Origin of the sequence: Paenibacillus sp. FSL E2-8871 (assembly GCF_038000345.1) — a bacterium.
Classification (GTDB): Bacteria; Bacillota; Bacilli; order Paenibacillales; family Paenibacillaceae; genus Paenibacillus_AQ.
The window spans coordinates 6,363,000-6,381,408 of the sequence record NZ_JBBOBV010000001.1 but is presented as its reverse complement, the minus strand read 5'-3'; the positions used below and the strand labels follow the sequence as shown (position 1 = coordinate 6,381,408).

Here is an 18,409-nt window from a genome sequence, read left to right as displayed (position 1 = left end):
CCGGAGACTTCTGTAAACGTCAAAAGGGCTCTGGAATGGTTCTACTGAACCGTCCCAAAGCCCTAGCTACGAATGCTTATTTTTCAGTCTTGATTGCAAGCAGATTGTGCAGAATCATTGCGCTTTCAGCTCGAGTTGCTGAGCCTCCCGGATCGAATTGCCGCTCACTTCGACCCTCGATAAGTCCAAGGGCTTAGGATTGACCGAACTATAATTGACTGCAGCTTTCGATTCTCCATCGACATACGCATCTTCAGAAACATACAGCTTCGTCTGGTTCCGAATCGGAAGGCTCGGTGCAGTACCATCCCGATCATTACCGCCATGTGACCGTACAGTTCATCTATCGACGGGATCATTTCAAGACAAGCGCGTTCCATAAATTTATCGAATTATTGCAGCAAAAAGCCTGAAGACTCGTATGATGAGTTTCTTCAGGCTTTTTTACATGGCACCGTTATGATCACCTGTGCGCCGCCTTCGACACGGTTTCCTGCTTCGATATGCCCTCCGTGCTTTGTAATGAGCAACTGTGCTGTATACAATCCAAGCCCGGAATGACCTTTGTCTAGAGATCTAGACGGATCCCCCATGTAGAATTTATCGAATATCCGCCGCAAATCAAGAGCGCTGAACCCCTTCCCCGTATCCTTCATGTCAAAGGTAATCTGCGTCTCCTCTACGATGACCGTCCACTCGATCCTTCCCTCCACTGGCGTAAATCGCAAGCTATTGGTAATCACGTTATCGAATACTTGCTCCAACCGTGATGTATCCACAAGAAACTGCTGTTCTTGGTCGCATCGCCTATTCACATAAGAGAAGTCAAAAGCAATCCACTTCTCACGGCATAACAATGCGTATTCATCTTTTTTCCGCTCACAGAAGGCGAGTAAATCCGCTCTCGTATACTGGAGGACAAAATCAGGCGTGTCGATTTTATTCATGAACAGCAATTCCGTCAGCATTTTGTCCGCACGCTGCGTACTGTTCTGAATGGTTAACAAGTACTTCTCCAGCCGTTCGGGACGGCGTGCACCGCTCTCGATTAAATTGTCTACATGACCTTGAATGATCGTCAGCGGCGTCCGCAAATCATGGGCAATCGCAGAGATCATGTCGCGTCTCTCCTGCTCCAGCTTCCACTCCCACTTCAAGGATTGCTCCAGCGCGATCCGCATCTCTTCGAAGGCATCGGAGAGCTCGATCAGCTCCTTCGACCCACCTGCTCCTGCGACGGAGAAATTCAGGTCATTCTGCTGGATTCGTCTAGCTCCCCCGATGATCCGTGCGATCGACGGTTCGAGCCGTTTACCCAATTTTCTCGCGAAAATAAAAGAGAACAAGACGATGAAGAAGAACGGTGCGATCAAACTGCACAAAATAAGCATAACGAGCAGCCCGTTTCCAGGGTTGTTGGAGGATACACTTAAACTGTATCGTAGCACCAGCATCCCCTTTAATTTTTTCTGCGAATCAAGGATCGGGTGGTAATTGATATATTTCCCGCCCTGTTTCTCGCTACGGTTCAGCTTGCTTAGCACATCCTCCGGGCCGTTGACGAAAGTCTGCCCCTTCCAGCCGTAGACGATTTGCCCCTTCAGATTCACGATTTGATACTGCATGCCTTTCGTCAGAATAACATGTTCCAACGCATTCTGCTTTGAAGGAGATAATAAGGCGTCTTTTTGCTGATCTACATAACCTAGAATCTGGGGAATTTGCTGCTCATAATAATTGGCTGGTAGAATGCTCTTGTCCGTTTGATTAATCAAAACATAAAGAGTACTGCCCCAAACCAGCATCGAGCCGATGAAGCTATAGAAAAGAACGAGTGTAAATGCGCCCATAAACTGTCTGCGCAGCGGTTTTCGACTTGCCTTTACTTCCTTTCGAATCTGTATCCTACCCCCCATACCGTTGTAACAAAGGTCTTCTCCGGTGCTGCGCACGCCAGCTTCGCCCGGATATTTTTGATATGTTCGGTAATTGTGGCTGCTTCTCCCTCCGCATCGAATCCCCAGATCTTCTCATAGATTTGTTCCCGCGAGAATACTTGATTCGGATGCATGAAGAGAAGCCGGAACAATTCGAACTCCCGGCTGGTCAGCGGAATCGGAAGGTTCTGGTAGAATACCTGATGGCTGTCCAGATCCATCGTGAGATCGCCATGGTGCAGCAGCTTCGGTTGATGATCAAGATGGCTCCGCTGCTCCCGACGAAGATGCGCTCTTATTCTCGCCTTCAATTCTTGCATGCTAAAAGGCTTCACGATATAGTCATCGCCACCGACGGCGAGTCCTTGGATCCGATCCGCTTCATTGGAGCGCGCGCTTAAGAACAGAATCGGACACGAGACCCGGTCACGTATCGCTTGGCATACTTCGAGCCCATCGAGATGCGGCATCATAATATCCAGGATGATTAAGTCAGGCGTCTCTCCCAGTCGATCGAACACTTCCTTGCCGTCATAAGCCACTGATACCTCATACCCATCATCCTGAAGCGCATCGCGCATAAATCCGACGATTTCTCGCTCATCATCGGCGATTAATATCTTTTCTCTCATCTCTTGAATTTCCTTTCGCGTCTATCAATCTAGCAGCTTTATCCCCTCATTGTACCTTCTTGTGCGCCAAAAATCCCCTGCAGCGGCACACACGGTGTTCACGACAGGGGAACAATTAAATTTTCAGGTATAACCGAGTTAGAGCTTCGTTGTCGGTTCTTTGACTTTATCGAAGACGATGATCCCGTCATATTGCTCTTTTGGAATGAATCGCATCGACATCGGCATAATGATCTCGGACGTCATGCCATCCTCGGCTGCATAGATCGGTTTGAACATCCAAGCATTATTTTTGTTCGGAGACTTGTGCTTGGATAGATCCGCAAACGCAATCTTATAACCGCTCTGCATCATCAGTTGTTCCAGACTCCCCTTCGGCATCGGCTGAATATCGAAGATCTTCTGTGTCGTAATCGTGCTCGCCTTACCGCTGTTCATGTACAGACCCAACACGTAGACCTTATCCTTTAGCTTCTTATGTAGCAATTCTCCCATACTTGTAAAGCTGTTAATCCATTTCCCTTGTTCTTTCGTTTCGATTTTGGACGTATTCTTCGCCAGATGATCGTTATGCGCCCATAAAATTACTTTTTTGCCGGGATACATCACCTTCATTAACCACTCCACGTTGTCAGCCATGATTCGATCACGGAATTCATAGCTTTCCTTCGTATCGTACATCCCCATCTCGATGAATTTGACCCGATCCTCCAACGTCTTGACAGCGATATCCACCATCCGCGGGTTCGCAGGGTAGGCGGCTGCAAGTTGTTCTTTGTTCTCTTGGATGAATTGGATCAACGCCTTGTATTTCGGTTCGTACGTATTCTTCACCTTCTTGATTTCTGCTTTCGCCTCCGGATGACTATCGTCCATGCCATATTGGTTGAGCACCTTATAGAAATCCGTCATCGCTTGCATTTCGAAGTTGAAATAATTCTCGCCGTGATCCTTGTCTACCTTGGCAATCCAACCGGCAATAAATTGCGTTAAGTACCCTGATGTGAACTGCATGTCATAACCTGCTAGATATAAGGGATCGTTCGTCCCTTGCTTCTTCTTGATGTAATCGAATAAATTCAGAGTCTCCTTGGAATGCCAGATGGGAAAAATTGAACGTTCCATCATTTGTTGCGATGTCCATGTTCCTGCATGATCATACGTCATGAAGGAATCCCCAAGGCCCGACTCAAATGCAATCACGTCAAAATCCAGCTCTTCGTGTAAATATTTGATCAACCTTGTCTTCATGCTGCTGTATTCTGCGACACGGTGAAAGTTCTCGCCAAGGCTAATGACCGTCTTATCTTTCAAGATCGGCTTCAGAAACGCTAAATCTTTATAGTCCGATGACGTCAAAGATTTAATCTCTTGAATATTCTCCTTCGACCCCGTAATTTTCTGCGCGGTCGCCGAGGCGCTCACTGGCGATAGTAATAATGAAAATGCTAGGCCCAGGGAAATGATACCTGTTAATCGTTTCGTTGCTTGCATGTTGAATGTTCTCCTCCTTCGAAATCTGTTATTACGTCGTTCTCTTACCATGCAGAGACATCGTAACAGGAACTTCTAAGGAATCTATAAAGATAAAAGAATAAATCCTCAATGCGCGTGCCAGACCCGCTTCTTCACGAATCTCACTGCCATATTTAAGACGAGCATGATCATCCCGATGTTGATCGCATAATCCGCTAAATTGAGAATGCCTCTCCCCGATCGAGACATGATAAAATCCGTGACCTGCCCGAACACCAGTCGATCAATCCCGTTGCCAACCGCACCGCCGACCAAGAAACCAGCGATCATATCCGCCAATCGGCCTTTCCAGGCACCCATGCTGCGATAATAAAACACACCGATGACGAACAAGATGGCGATCACCCTGAATAACCACGCATAACCTTGGAATAAACTGAAAGCCATCCCGCTATTCTCATAATGTGTAATCTCCCATCGTCCGAAGAACAAGCTATCTCCGATATCCAGGTTCATCCGAATCCAAATTTTCGAGACCTGATCGATCAAGATCACGACCATCGCGATCATACAAAACCACATAGCGACACCCACTTTCTTCTCAGCCTATGAACAACCATGTAGCTGCCTTGTGCTCATCATACTACAAAACCATGTGGCATCGAAAAATAAAGGCACGCCCGAAGGAGTGCCTTTCAGGTATTCTTATATTGACTGCTCTTCTTCATTTTTTTGTAAAATAATGAAAGAAAACGCAGGTTTCTTGTGTCTAATGGCTGAGAGGATAGGGGAATGATTTCTATGACGGCAACGCTAATAATGTCTACAAGCTATCTTCCTGCACAAAATTCAGCACGGCATCGTCGACGGCCGAAGTTCTTCCCAGATCAGGGCAATTCACAAGCTCAATTTCGCAAGTCTCCGCACAGCCGTGCAGTTCAAAAAGAACCAGTTCATTACGACCTTTGCGCAGCAATGGACCGGGGATATATAGGGCCCTTTGCGGTCCTGCATTCCAGTAGCGGCCCAGATTAAATCCGTTGATCCAGGCAACCCCTTTATTCCATCCATCGAACCGTAGAAAAGTATCGCCAATTTCCTCCGCCTCAAAGCAGCCCCGGTAGAATCCGGGCAAACCCGAAAGTGCCGCAGCTTCTTGCTTCTCCACCGTCTGCTCCTTGTACTCAAGTGAAGCCATCGTTCCCGGTTCTAACGGAAGTGTACGGATCGTCCAGTTATATTGCAGCTGGTTATCGATTCGAACCCCGTCCAGAATTCCTTTCGGATCACGAATGAGCGGTCCATAATTAATCCGACCCATATTCTCGACGAGAATATCCAGCTGCGCTCCACCGGCAGGAATGGAAAGTTCAAGTGGCTGCAGATTCCAGCGTTCAATGACCCCAAGTACCTGTCCATCCAGGAAAACCTGCGCCCGATCACGCACACCCTCGATGTAAAGCTTCTGCCTGGACCGTGGTCCCTGCACATAAGTGCTGTACATTATAAAACCATAGGATTGTCCGAGCTTTTCCATCGGCTGCACACACACAATGTTCACCGGCTCGGATAACTTCTCCAAATTGGAAGCTGTGAATAGTTCCGCTCTTTCCATTAAGGCAACTTTCCCGTAGGAGATCTTCGGAATCGGCTCAGGGAGCGGACAAGTCGGTGCAAATCCATGTTTGCCCAGTACCGACCGAACAGCTTCAAATTTCGCCGTCGTATCTCCCCATTCCGTGAGCGGGGCATCATAATCATAGCTTGTAGTCGTCGGCTCGTAGGCGACGATATGATTCGCCCCATTATAGAAGCCAAAATTGGTCCCGCCGTGGAACATGTACATATTGAGTGAGGAGCCGTGCGTCAGGATATCATCCAGAACGCCAGCTACATCTTCGGCATCGCGCACATGATGATCCTCCATCCAATGATCGAACCAGCCGTTCCAATATTCCATCACCATCAGCGGCTCTTCAGATCGGTACTCCCGGTATTTGCGGAAGGATTCCTCTGCACAGGAGCCAAAATTAACTGTAGCATGCACATCTTCCAGTGTTCCGCCGAGCAACATTTCATCGGTTGGTCCGTCGGAGGTAAAGAGCAATACATCGACCCCTCTGCTGAGAAGTCCATTACGCATATATCTCAGGTAACTACTGTCATTGCCATAGCTGCCATATTCGTTCTCTACCTGGACGGCCAGAATCGGCCCGCCATGTGTGGACAGTAGCGGAACCAGCCGAGGAATCAGCTCATCGTAATACCGGTCCACCTTGCTTAAATAAAGAGGATCACAGCAGCGAAGCTGAAGTTCACTGTAAGCCAGCAGCCAGGCCGGCAGACCACCGAATTCCCATTCGGCACAAATGAATGGACTCGGTCTGACAATAACATGAAGCCCAAGCTCTCCGGCCAGTTCAATAAAAGAGACCACATCGGCCATGCCATCAAATACGAACTCCCCTTCCTTGGGTTCATGCATATTCCAGGCGATATAGGTCTCCACGGTATTGAATCCGCAGGCTTTCAATTTCAGTAGCCGGTCTTTCCAGTATTCAGGCACAACCCGAAAATAATGAATAGCTCCCGATACGATCCGGTAAGGCTGTCCGTCCAGCAAATATTGTCCGTCGTTCCAAGTGAGTAGGCTCATACTCTACAACCTCCTTTTTTAACATCTATTCTAACGATTCCCCGCAGTGAAAGACGGCAAGCCGTCTGATCTTGGGGCTTGCAGTAGTTAAGAGCACCCGCAGTCGTATTTTCTCTGTGCAAATCGGAGGGAAGGCGTCGATTTTCTTATGGCCAATCGCGCTGCCACGTTTCAACTCCAGCCACGCTCCGTCAATGAATGCTTCCAGCACATATTCGCTCACTCTCTCGCCATAAGCGATGTCCTCCATAATCTCGGCGTGGTCAATCACAGTAGCTACAGGCAATTCCAGCTCAATAAGATCTCCAGTGCCCGCTGTTACGGCTAGTGCCTTTCCGAATCTACGTTGAATCTCCTTACCGAATTCCAGCAGACGCTGCACATCGGCCTCCGGAAGCAGCCCGTAGTTGTCAGGCGCCACATTGAGCAGCAAAGTCGCCCCATGCCCAACCGAACGATAATATATGTCCATTAGCTGCTCTAGGGACAGCAGCAAGTGCTCTTCCTCAGGATGCCAGAACCAGCGGTCTTTACGGATGGGCACATCGCATTCCGCAGGCACCCAGCTCGGTGTTCCGGGAAGCCAGTTCAATGAAGCTTCACTGAACATGCTACCCCGCGCGGAATCCGCAGTGTTCCAGCATGGATAAGGAGCAAGGCCATCCTCATTGCCAACCCAGCGAATCGTTGGTGCCCCCATATTAAACACCATAGCACTTGGCTGATATTGTTTGATCAGATTCATAATTCGCCGCCAATCGTAATTACGGCCCTCAGATCCTGCACCGTCGAACCAAATCTCCGTAAGTGGGCCATAGCCCGTAAGTAGCTCCTGCAATTGCAGACAATAGAAATCATCATACGCTTGCGGATCCGCATAACATGGCTCATGTCTATCCCATGGAGACAAATAAATGCCGAAGCCTAGCCCAAGTTCACGGCAAGCCTCCGCGCACTCCCTGACAACATCGCCTCGCCCTTCTTTCCATGGGCTGTAGGCAACAGAATAAGTGCTTGTTGCAGTCGGCCACAGGCAGAAGCCGTCATGATGCTTAGCGGTCAGTATAAAATAACGGAATCCAGCTTCTTTAGCTGCACTAACCCATTGGCGGGCATCCAGATGAAGCGGGTTGAAAAGCGTAGGTGAATCGCTGCCTTCTCCCCACTCCTGATCGCAAAACGTGTTCATTCCAAAATGGCAGAACATCCCCAGCTCCAGATCCTGCCACTCCATCTGTTCCCTAGAAGGCAACGCTGTTTGCTCTTCGGACTTGTTCTTTGAAGAAATGCTTTCCATCATTTGTATACTCTCCCGTATATTTGTGTAAGCCCAATGCATAAATAAGGCTTTGGAAAGCCGGTTGATGACCTTCCAAAGCCCCGTCCCCAACTTGGGATACCTCGCTTATTGCCTATTTACTTGATGACACCTTTTTCGTTGATAATTTTCGTTGCTTCACCAACCATCCATTGCTGCACCTTATCAATCGATTCATTTCCAAGCATGAATCTGCTGAAGCCGTCATCGATAATTTTGGTCAATTCGGACGTTGCCGTCGTCATCACCTGCGCACCGTCAAGGAATTGAATTTCGTTATCGAAAAGTGTGTATTTGAGTGAATCCATATCATACATATCTTCTTTGCCAGCGACCAATTTAGTCAGCAAGGTCTCATTGTCAGCTTTTTTATATCCGGAGAATTCCAGTCTGTTATCACTAACAGCCGTAGACATAAATCTCATCAATTTGAAGGAAGCCTCTTTGTTCTTTGAAGTTGCGCCCATCGCCAGCATGTTGCCGCTGGTGAAGTATTTGCCTTCATAGTCTTTCGGTTCCGATCCTGCAGGAGGCACCGGTACCGGAGCAAAGGCTGTCTTGAATTCATGCGGATACTGCTCGGTGTTACCTGGATCAGCAATCGTCCAGTTGCCAGCCAAGATCATAGCAGCTTCTTCATTGAAGAATTCGGTACGATAGTTAAGCTTAGCGGCAAGAGCGTCTGCATAAGATTTCGCAGATTTATCAGCAGACTCCATATCTTTACGCAGCTGGAAGAAATACTTATATGTCGGATCCGCGAAGATCGTCGTCCCGTCATCATATACGAACGGGTCTTTCATCATCGTTTGAGCTGGAGCGTTCATGTACAATTCCCAGGTGTGGAAATATGTGCCGTAACGTTTGTCCACGCCTTCGCCTTTGGTCAGTTTTTTGGCATAGTCGCGGTAGTCATCCCATGTCCAGCCAAAAGTAGGTACAGGCAGACCCGCTTCATCCAGTGCATCTTTGTTCAGCATCACGTAGTTGCTGCTCTTCGTATATTGCAACCCATAATAGTTGTTGTCGACCTTAGCATTCACATAATATTCATCCTCAGGAACGAGGTTATCTTTCTCATAGAATTCATTCAGCGGGGCAAGTGCTCCCCGAGTCGCCCGTTCAAGCACACCTCCCAAGCTTGGCACCTGAACAACATCAATCGCTTCGCCGGAAGATATCAGGAAGTCGAGTTTCTTCAGCATCTCCACAGAATCACCGGGAACGAGTGTCACATGCTCTACCTTGATGCCTGGGTTCTGATCCATAAATTCCTGCAGCATAGCATCGGTACCAGCCGACTGGGCTTCATTATCCCAGTTGTAATACTTGATGGCGACTTGCTTGTCCACCTTGGTGTTCCCGGCATTCGTACCAGCTTCAGCATTCCCATTCTTTTCCGAGTTTCCGGAATTTCCACAGGCGCTTAGCGTTAAGGAAACCGCCAGCATGGAGCCCAGTACAACGGATAATCTTTTTTTGCTCTTTGTTTTCATTTTACTTCCCCCCGCACTGAATTTTAAGTATAGTGCCTTGTTCATTTCTTATTATAGGCATCCGCTTTACTGGCCAAGTGCACAATTTTGCTGTTGTAGGATCACATTTTTGACTTTTACTAGCTATCGTACACCCGCAGGTCAGCCCTTTACGCCGCCAAGGGAGATTCCGTTAATGACTTGCTTTTGCAGGGCGATGAACACGATGACGAGCGGGATGATCGCCGAAACAGCTGCCGTCATCATAATCGCATAGTTGTTCGAATAATCGTCCCGGAACAGTGTCATACCGAGTGGAATAGTGTACAAATTCTTATTTAGTAAGAAGATCAGCGGATTCTGGTAATCATTCCAGGTCCAGATAAATTTGATGATCGCCACCGTAGCGAGCACCGGCTTGCAGAGCGGAATAATGATAGACCAGAATATCCGTAAATGGCCTGCACCGTCAATTCGCGCCGCTTCAATATATTCGTCGCTGACACCAATCATAAATTGCCGCAGCAGGAACGTGAAGTAGATGGAGAACATACTCATTAATATGATTGCAGCATGAGTATCATAAAGACCGAACCAGCGAATCAGCAGAAAGCGCGGAATCAGTGTGGCCTGGTCAGGTATAATCATGAACGATAGCAGCGCCAGAAACACCATATTTCGTCCTTTGAACTTGATTTTGGTCAAGGCGTACGCCGACATAGATGAAATGATAAGTGTAATTAAGGTTGTAATAATCGCAACTTTAAAGGAATTTAAATAGAAATGAGAAAAAGGTACTCGTCCCATCCAAACCATCTTGAAATTATACGCTACATTGATCTTCTCGGGAATCCATTGGATCGGGAAGCGCATAACATCTTTCTCATATTTAAAGGCTGCGGAAATCATCCAGATCAGAGGAATAAGAAATACAATGGACAAAGCCCCCATGATGCAGGTAGTGATCACTCTGGACATATTTTTTCTAATCAGTTGCATGTTAATCTCCCCCCTTTATTCTTCATTTCTCATTTTCCAAGTAGCTGCGGTGATCAAGCCTATGACGGCGAATAGCAGCCAGGAAATCGCAGAAGCATAGCCCATGTTGTAGTATTTGAACCCTTCCTCATAGATCCTGAACACAAGCACGGTAGAAGAATTGTTCGGGCCACCTTCGGTCAAAAACGCGATGATGTCGAACACCTTAAATGAGCCAATCAGCATGGTTATAAGCAAGAAGAACGTAGTTGGACGCAGCATCGGAACCGTGATGGCAAAGAATTTCTTCAGTGCGCTGGCTCCATCTATTTCGGCGGCTTCGTAGATTTCATCGGAAATATTCGTCAAGCCGGCCATATAGATAATAATGGTGTAACCCAGACTCGCCCAAGAACTGATAATGGCAATCGATAACAGCGAGGTCTTTGGATCCACCAGCCATTTTGGAGGGCTGGAAATTCCAAGCTCCATCAAGAACTGATTGATCGGTCCAAGGGATGGATGGAACAATGCACTCCATACAGCGGCAATTGCAATAATCGAAGAAATATAAGGGATAAAGAAGGCAACTTTGAAATAATTTTTAAGAAATACACTATTTTGAATCAATGCCGCCAGCACCAAAGCAATCGCAATCGGTATCGGCACGGTCATAATCATATAAATAGCATTGTTCTTCAAAGCTTGAATGATGCTCGGATCATGGAACATTTTGATATAGTTATCCAATCCGATAAACTCGATCCCTTGAACCCCCGACAATAGATCCCATTTCGAGAAGCTTAAATAAAGTGAGAATCCAAGTGCAAATACATTAAGAAAAAGCATTCCGACAATTTCCGGAGCTAGAAACAGCCACCCGGTCAAAGCCTCTTTCCGCTGCGGAGTCCAGAACTTCCGCTTCTCCTGCAGAATTTTTGGCACAGGTTGTTTTGCAGCCTCCACGTTGTATCACCTCGACAATTTGATTTGTCATTATAGTAATATATCCGCCTCCCGCATGAAGGAGTGATTATGACCCGAGATGTGCAAGATTTTGACCTTTGTCTTTCGACAACAAAAAAACCGCCCAAGATGGGCGGCGGGTCTATTCGGTAGGTTGAGAATTGCGCTTCTCAGCGTACCGAGTGTTTGGATTTATATTCGCTCGGTGTTGTTCCCACGTATTTTTTAAACACTTTTGAAAAATAGGTTCTGTCCGAATATCCCAGACCAACGGCCAGCGATTCCAGGTTTTGGCTGGAGATTTTCAGCATTTTGGTCGCAACCTTCATCTTGTGCTGATGTACATAGTCCGTAAAAGTCAGACCTGTCATGCGTTTGAAATAACGCGAGAAATAGCTCGGGTCCAGAAAGAGATAACGTGCCATATCAATTGAAGTGATGTTATCGCCAAGATGCTGATCAATAAATTGCTGGATAAGCTGCAGCTTGGGCTCCTGCGGGGGAGTTCCCGCCACCTGCTGTTTGTTGCCTGTAATCTGCACAAGCTTTCTTTCCACCAGTTCCATCGTATCCTCCAGTGTGCGGGTTTGCACGAGATAGACGAACAGATCCTCATCGAATGTTAGGCTAGTGAACATCAGCTCGATACCGCGGAGCATAAAGGATAAATCCCGAACGAAATCGCCCGGATGGATAGCCATAACTTTTGCAGTCCTAGCGATTTCCTGAAGAGTGCCACGGATGGCTTCAAGATCATTTTTAATCACGGCCCGTTCCATCTGCGGGATATAACTATCCAGAAATCCTTGAGGAGCAGGCTGGAAGCGAGGGGTAGCGATTTGCAGAGTATCCAGAACTGTGTATTCCGCACTCGCATAAAACTCGCACTTGTCCTGGACAATTTGCCGATGAATCTGTCCAATCGCCTGCAGCTCTATTTTCTCAGTGACTGCGATGATGCCCGGTTGAATCTTAAGGAGATGGGAGCACTCGGAACACAATCGCTGTAAATAATCATGAAAATAAAGACTGGCATTCTGCGCCAGATTCACACGGTAATTATACAGAATTACAATATTCTTCTGCTCCAAAAAAGGCGTAATCCCCTCACACGCTTCAGACAGCTCTAGGGCTATATTGTAGATGGCATATAAAATAAGTGGATACTCGCTCTGCTTGTACCTCTTCTCGAAACTGGAAAAGTGAATGCTGACCGTGCCCAGCATGAACCACGGGTACGTCCAGGATATGCCGATTTGCGCCGCATAGGCTAGCGTGGTTTCGGGCGGGGCGCCGCCAATCACTCTTTGCAGCAGATTCTGCCGGAATAACTGGCTGTTGTAACCCGTCTCCCCATGCTTGATTAACCCGATCTTCGATTTAAGCAAGCGTACAGACTTGGCAAGGCTTTTCTCCAGTTGCTCGTCCGTAAGCTGGTCCTTGATTAAATAGTCATCCACCTTCAGCTTTACCGCTTGCTGAGCATAATGGAAATCCTCATGACAGGTCAGGAAAATAATTCTGACCTCCGGCTTCATCCGGGTAAAGTAATCGGCCAGCTCAATCCCGTTCTTTTGCGGCAAGCCAATATCCGTAATCACGATGTCGGGCTGTACTTCCTCAAACATTAATAACGCCTTGGCACTGGAATAGGTGCTGCCGACAATCTGCAAGCTATGTGCTTCCCAGTCAATCATCTGCTGTAGCACCTTGAGCATAGGAACATCATCATCTATGAGCATCACTTTATACATCAATATCCCTCTCTCTCTCGGGCAGATTAACCTGATGATTGCCTTGCGGCAAATACAGAGAAACGGACACCCCACCTTGCGGCAAATTATGCAGCGACAAGCGGGTATCCTGACCATAGGTCAGCCTCAGCCTTTGAACCACGTTAATTAAACCGACCCTTTGATAAGTTCCATCCTGTTCATCGTCCTTGTAGAGCAATCTGCGGTTCAGTCCTGCCAGAATTTCCGCCCCTGCTCCGCAGCCATTGTCTTCGACTTCAATCATAATCCCATCAGGGATCGTTCGCGCACGGACGACAATACGCGGTGCCGGGTGGTCTACTAGACCGTGAACGATAGCATTCTCTACGAGAGGCTGCAGAATAAGTTTAGGAACGATGAGCTTCTCTGTATCCGCTTCCAGATCGACCTCGAGTTCAAGAGGGATTTCGTTGCGGATCTTCATGATGTCGATATAATGACCAAGCAGTCTGCATTCTTCCCGTAAGGTAGCCGGTTCATTGACCTTCAGATAGGCACGGAGAAGACTCATTAGCGAATCAATGATCCCGCTGTGCAGCTTATCTTTAGCCAAAATAAGGCTACATTTGATCGAATTCAACGTGTTGATCAAAAAGTGGGGACGAATCTGCATAAACAGCGCCTCAAGTTCCATCACTCGCTTCTGTTCTTGCTCCAGCTCAATGTCGTGAATCAATCCTTGCAGTTGATCCAGCATAGTATTCAATGTCTGCCCCAGCTCAGCGATTTCATCCTTGCCCTTGACCTCCAGCCTGACATCAAGATTCCCCATCCCGAACTGGCGCACAACGCGCTGCAGCTTCATGATCGGACTATGCAATCTTTTGGCAATCAGCATGGAAGTAGCCGAAAAGACAATAAACAAGAGAAGCACTAAACCAATACCACTATAAAAAGTTCGCGAAATCTGGCCCGACCATTCTTTCTCTGAAGCTTCATAGACCAGCTCCCAATTGGATTTGTCGATGGCTCTGGCCGTACGCACGCTCCCCCTAGCTTCCTTGCCTTCTGGGGCTAGCTCTGAGTTCCCGGCGATCAGACCTCCTCTGGAATCAAACAACGCCAGCTTGCCAAACTCGACCGGACCGAGCAATTTGTTGAAATAGGCATCGGGAATTGAGATGAGAAGCACGGACACCTGCTGTTTCTCCCGGCTATCATAGATTACTCTGGCAATATAGTAGCTACTGCTTTTACCGGAACCGCTGTCAGCCATCCCAAGCCATTGCAAGGTCTCCGGTTCGTGAATATTGACACGTCCCATCAGCTTGTCCATGTTGGCATTAATCACGGATAAATTCTCAGTCCCAGAGGAGATCACAAAGTGTTTCCGGTTAACCAAATACATGCGAATGTTATTATTTAGCGGCTTAGAGTTGATGAGCGAAAACACATCCTGAATTTGCGTAAAATGTACGTAATCCTGATAGGTGTTCAATCGCTCGGTATCTGCAAAGACCTTCAGATTGGCGCGAAAATTGGTATCGTTTACAATAAAATGCGATGCAAATGTCACATCATCAATGGTCCTGTTTAGTTCGTCAATCATAACGTTCAGAAAGTTATCGTTGCTGAGCTGCAGCTTTTCTACCATCGTATCCCGAATAAGCACAAAGGAGATGATCGATACTGCAATCAGCGGAATAAAAATCAGCAAAAGAAATGAAACCTGGATACGTCTATAGTAAGTGAATTTGAACATGTTTTCTCCGCGCCTCTCTCATGCTCTTTTCTTTTATTCTATCAGCCCGTTATCCAGTATACATGCATTATTTGATTACCGTGACTTTCTTTTGACCGTTTGCGAAAACAATAAGCACTACTTCACCAAATATTTGTATACCTTCCACTACATAGGAATTCAAGTGACTGGATGGAACCTCGTGGCTGATCACGATAATATGCTCCTCATTCCTTTCAGGGAAGCTGATCCGGCATGCCTCCGCCTGCACGGCATCCACAGGTTCACCCGTATGGCGGTAAATCGGCACCTGTTCAACCAGTGGACAGAACGGCTCACCGGAAGGCTGCGGGTACAGCATCTGCATCATCGATACCGTTCCTTTTCCCGTTCGGGAGTAAACGGCATGTTGATTGGGTTCCAGCAGATTGTATTCGCGGGAGATTACCCCGTCATCAATCTTGCCCTGAAGTCCTTTAACATTAACGGGAATGATGCAAAGATTGGCTTCTCGCTCATTGTTTGTACGGCAAATGAATGTCTCGTCTTCCATCTGAACCGCTCCGGGTGCAAAATGAAAATGCTGGGAAAACTTATGCTCCTGACGGCAGCTAAAGCTGTCGACCAGAAGCCAGTAATAAGGCTTGATGAATATGATCCTCCTTAGCAGGTGTACCGGATCATCCAAATGACGGTAGCCATCATGGCTGCCCTCAACATAATCAAAGTCCGGATTGCTGATCCATTTGCTGCCTGCCGGCTTCGCAATTTGGGAGAAGGACCATGTATCCGTGATTTCAGTGAATCCAATTCCGTCAACAGTAGTCGTATTATGGGCAGCGCTTTCTTTTAACGCTTTTCTAAGTGGTGTGTGATCACTATAGTTGTATCTGCCCAGATCGGTAAGCATATCCCGCCCAAAGGCATGCAGATCGAAATGTAGCAAATCCGCGTGACCATGTCCACCACCAAGCGGTCCGCAGTGGAAATATAGGTACAAGTCCTGCTCGTCCCAACCCGTTCGCATCACATAATGACCGGAATGTGTGAAAGAGCGCGACAAGTAAGGCGGTTCCTCCGCAATCAGCTGCTCGTAGCCTTCAACTCCACTCGTTCCGAACAACCAGGCATTGTCATAATCCATATGATCGTATCCGCCAAAGCGGAGCACAGAATCCTGGAACAACCAACCTGCATAAGTCAAAATCGAACGGACATCGCTGTCATCACTATCCCCGAGCATCGGCTGCCGATGATTCGGTTTGGCCCAATACAAGGAAGCGACGGCCATTTGATGAACTTTTTGCTGAAGTTCATCCTGTAGCTCCAGTCCATTCATGCGAGCCAAGCGGATGCAGTCGAGAAAACATACCAGAACCTCATGGTGATAGGTGGGCGATTGCTCCCAATGGATACCATCCGCCATAACCTGGATTCTAGCTGTCTCCCCCAATCTCTCCTCACCGAGCTGTCGCCAAATCTTAGCTTTAGAAAACTCAGGGAAGTAGAGCGCGGTTTGGAATAAGCCACAAGTCTCCAGAACGCCCCAATTGCTGATATTCTTCCAGCCCGTAAACGATAAAGCTAAATATTCGCTGTGTTCATGAAGGGATATCATCACTTTCGCCAGAAGCGTCGGTGTGAGCAGCGGACTATCCTGTATATAGGACAGCGCTTTGATCCAGTTCGCACAGCGAAGACCCGCTTCAATGGTGCGCCAAGTCAACGTATCATTCGTAGGCATGTCTGGAACAGGATTACGGTCCATCCAATCTTCAAGCTGACAGCAAAATGTTCTCGCATACTCCTCATTACCTGTTATCGCATACGCTTGTCCTAATGCCGCCCAGTAGCGGTGGCGATTCAGCATATAAGCCCATTCTACATCCTTATCCGGAATATAACGCCAGTCAATTTCTTCCTCAAAGGAAACCGGAATGCGGCTACGCTCCATATCCCAGGGAAACCGAAAAAGAAACGTCTGCTCCATAACTTCATCCGCCGTCTTCATTACGACTTCCAGCTCATCTGCGCAATATTGCTGTATATAATCGATATACTGCTGTTTCCGACTGTCCTCTGCCCGCCAGCCCGGCGTGCTCCGACTAGTCAAATACCGATGCAATTCAGTCAGCGCATCGTCCTGCCGTGCTTGGCTGAGCGCATCCTTCACGGGCGCTAGAGCAGGTAACTCAAGGTCGAGTAGCGTAAAGACAGCATAGGGAGAGGTTGATCGGACATCAGCATTCATACCAGTACCCCCTGGTGCCTTTTTGCAGCCGCAGCAACGCTTCGAGGTAGAAATAATCGCCCCAGATCATGAAATCATCCGGAGACAGACCGCCGCGTACATGGTAAGAGCCGTGCTTCAGCAGCCCCTCCGCATCTTCACCGATCGTGGAATAGTTCTGCACAAGTGAAGTCATCGACTGTATTAATCCCTGCTGAAAATAAGCCCGTTCGGGATCTCCCTCTTCCATTAGCTCCAACAGTTCCTGTAGTCCAGCCGCAACAATTGCAGAGGCCGAGCTATCCCGGTACGTATCCGCAGACACTGGAGCATTAAAGTCCCAGTAAGCGACATGATCCTGTGGCAAATGGTCCAGAAAATAGCGGGCCATCCGCTTGGACGTTTCCAAATACAACGGATCCTTAGTATAGCGGTAAGATAATGCAAAACCGTAGACGCCCCAGGCCTGCCCGCGCGTCCAAGTCGATCCGTTAGTATAACCCTGGTGTGTAGCGCCGCCAATCGGCTCTCCTGTCTTCTGGTCGAAGAAAAACGTATGGTAGGAGCTGTCATCTCCCCGCACCAGATAACGTTTCGTTTTATCCGCCTGCATGACCGCCACCTGCCGATATAGGGAATCACCGGTCTGTTGTTCCGCCCAATACAGAAGAGGGAGATTCAACAGACAATCAATAATGATGCGCCCACCTTCCTGGGCATCTCCCACAGGTCCCCAAGCCTGAATATAACCGCCGCCTGTGCGCCAACGCTTCAGTAATAAGTCTGCCGCCTGCAGTGTCAACTGACGCGCGGATTCGTCTTTATCTATAATCCACTGGGCCTTGGAGGATAACGAATACAAAAATCCGATGTCGTGATGATCAAGCACCGTCTTTGCCGCGAAACGGCGGCGGAAATCCTCTACGGTATGAGATGCCGCGATACGAAAGCTGTCATCCTGCGTATATTCATAGCACAACCACAACATGCCGCTCCAGAATCCATTGGTCCAGTCGTCATTGTTATTGAGCTGGTAAGTTCCATTCATGCTGACATGAGGGAATCTACCCCCGAATCGGTCTATATTTTTACGTACCTTCTCTATCGCATCTTCAATCGCATTGCTCCACATAAGTTCCTTGCTCCCTTCGGGCTCTTCGTTTCTTATGTTTCATGATAAGGAGAGTGAACAGGATCTAATAGGGGCGATTTTTGCTTTGATGTGCATTATTTTGACTTTTGTACGAAGTAACAAAACGTATAACTATTTATGGAAAAATACGTT

At 47.7% G+C, this 18,409-nt stretch carries 13 protein-coding genes; all 13 read right to left on the bottom strand.

All coding sequences use genetic code 11. The features are described 5' to 3' along the window. Positions 1 to 434 precede the first annotated feature (434 nt). Positions 435 to 1,952 (bottom strand): sensor histidine kinase, encoded by a 1,518-nt coding sequence (locus tag NYE25_RS28635; protein WP_341147463.1) that lies wholly within the window; start codon positions 1,950 to 1,952, stop codon positions 435 to 437. Beyond that, positions 1,883 to 2,569 carry a response regulator transcription factor gene (locus NYE25_RS28630; protein WP_076284294.1) on the bottom strand — a complete coding sequence of 229 codons (687 nt, stop codon included), beginning with the start codon at positions 2,567 to 2,569 and terminating at the stop codon, positions 1,883 to 1,885. The genes NYE25_RS28635 and NYE25_RS28630 overlap by 70 nt, the downstream gene beginning before the upstream one ends. Before the next feature lie 138 nt (positions 2,570 to 2,707). Further along, positions 2,708 to 4,063: an erythromycin esterase family protein gene (locus NYE25_RS28625; protein WP_341147462.1), complete on the bottom strand. Its 1,356-nt coding sequence runs from the start codon at positions 4,061 to 4,063 to the stop codon at positions 2,708 to 2,710. A gap of 108 nt (positions 4,064 to 4,171) precedes the next feature. Next, positions 4,172 to 4,615 carry a signal peptidase II gene (gene lspA / locus NYE25_RS28620; protein WP_341147461.1) on the bottom strand — a complete coding sequence of 148 codons (444 nt, stop codon included), beginning with the start codon at positions 4,613 to 4,615 and terminating at the stop codon, positions 4,172 to 4,174. A gap of 253 nt (positions 4,616 to 4,868) precedes the next feature. Then, positions 4,869 to 6,701 carry a glycoside hydrolase family 35 protein gene (locus NYE25_RS28615; RefSeq protein ID WP_341147460.1) on the bottom strand — a complete coding sequence of 611 codons (1,833 nt, stop codon included), beginning with the start codon at positions 6,699 to 6,701 and terminating at the stop codon, positions 4,869 to 4,871. A gap of 25 nt (positions 6,702 to 6,726) precedes the next feature. Further along, a complete protein-coding gene (locus tag NYE25_RS28610; RefSeq protein WP_341147459.1) occupies positions 6,727 to 8,001 on the bottom strand; it encodes an alpha-L-fucosidase in 1,275 nt (424 codons plus the stop codon). Positions 8,002 to 8,117: 116 nt separating this feature from the next. Beyond that, the gene (locus NYE25_RS28605) at positions 8,118 to 9,515 is read right to left on the bottom strand and encodes an ABC transporter substrate-binding protein (protein WP_341049438.1); all 1,398 of its coding nucleotides are present in this window, start codon (positions 9,513 to 9,515) and stop codon (positions 8,118 to 8,120) included. Between the two features lie 141 nt (positions 9,516 to 9,656). Then, the gene (locus tag NYE25_RS28600) at positions 9,657 to 10,493 is read right to left on the bottom strand and encodes a carbohydrate ABC transporter permease (protein ID WP_042186014.1); all 837 of its coding nucleotides are present in this window, start codon (positions 10,491 to 10,493) and stop codon (positions 9,657 to 9,659) included. A 15-nt stretch (positions 10,494 to 10,508) separates the two neighbouring features. Continuing rightward, complete coding sequence (locus tag NYE25_RS28595; RefSeq protein ID WP_042125419.1) at positions 10,509 to 11,438, bottom strand: carbohydrate ABC transporter permease; 930 nt, start codon at positions 11,436 to 11,438, stop codon at positions 10,509 to 10,511. 170 nt (positions 11,439 to 11,608) lie between these two features. Next, complete coding sequence (locus NYE25_RS28590; RefSeq protein ID WP_341061505.1) at positions 11,609 to 13,192, bottom strand: response regulator transcription factor; 1,584 nt, start codon at positions 13,190 to 13,192, stop codon at positions 11,609 to 11,611. After that, a complete protein-coding gene (locus tag NYE25_RS28585) occupies positions 13,185 to 14,915 on the bottom strand; it encodes a sensor histidine kinase (protein WP_341147458.1) in 1,731 nt (576 codons plus the stop codon). The genes NYE25_RS28590 and NYE25_RS28585 overlap by 8 nt, the downstream gene beginning before the upstream one ends. A 67-nt stretch (positions 14,916 to 14,982) precedes the next feature. Further along, positions 14,983 to 17,145: an alginate lyase family protein gene (locus tag NYE25_RS28580; RefSeq protein ID WP_341147457.1), complete on the bottom strand. Its 2,163-nt coding sequence runs from the start codon at positions 17,143 to 17,145 to the stop codon at positions 14,983 to 14,985. Further along, positions 17,135 to 18,256 (bottom strand): glycoside hydrolase family 88 protein, encoded by a 1,122-nt coding sequence (locus tag NYE25_RS28575; protein ID WP_076300069.1) that lies wholly within the window; start codon positions 18,254 to 18,256, stop codon positions 17,135 to 17,137. Before NYE25_RS28575 ends, NYE25_RS28580 begins: the two co-directional genes overlap by 11 nt. Between the last annotated feature and the right edge of the window lie 153 nt (positions 18,257 to 18,409).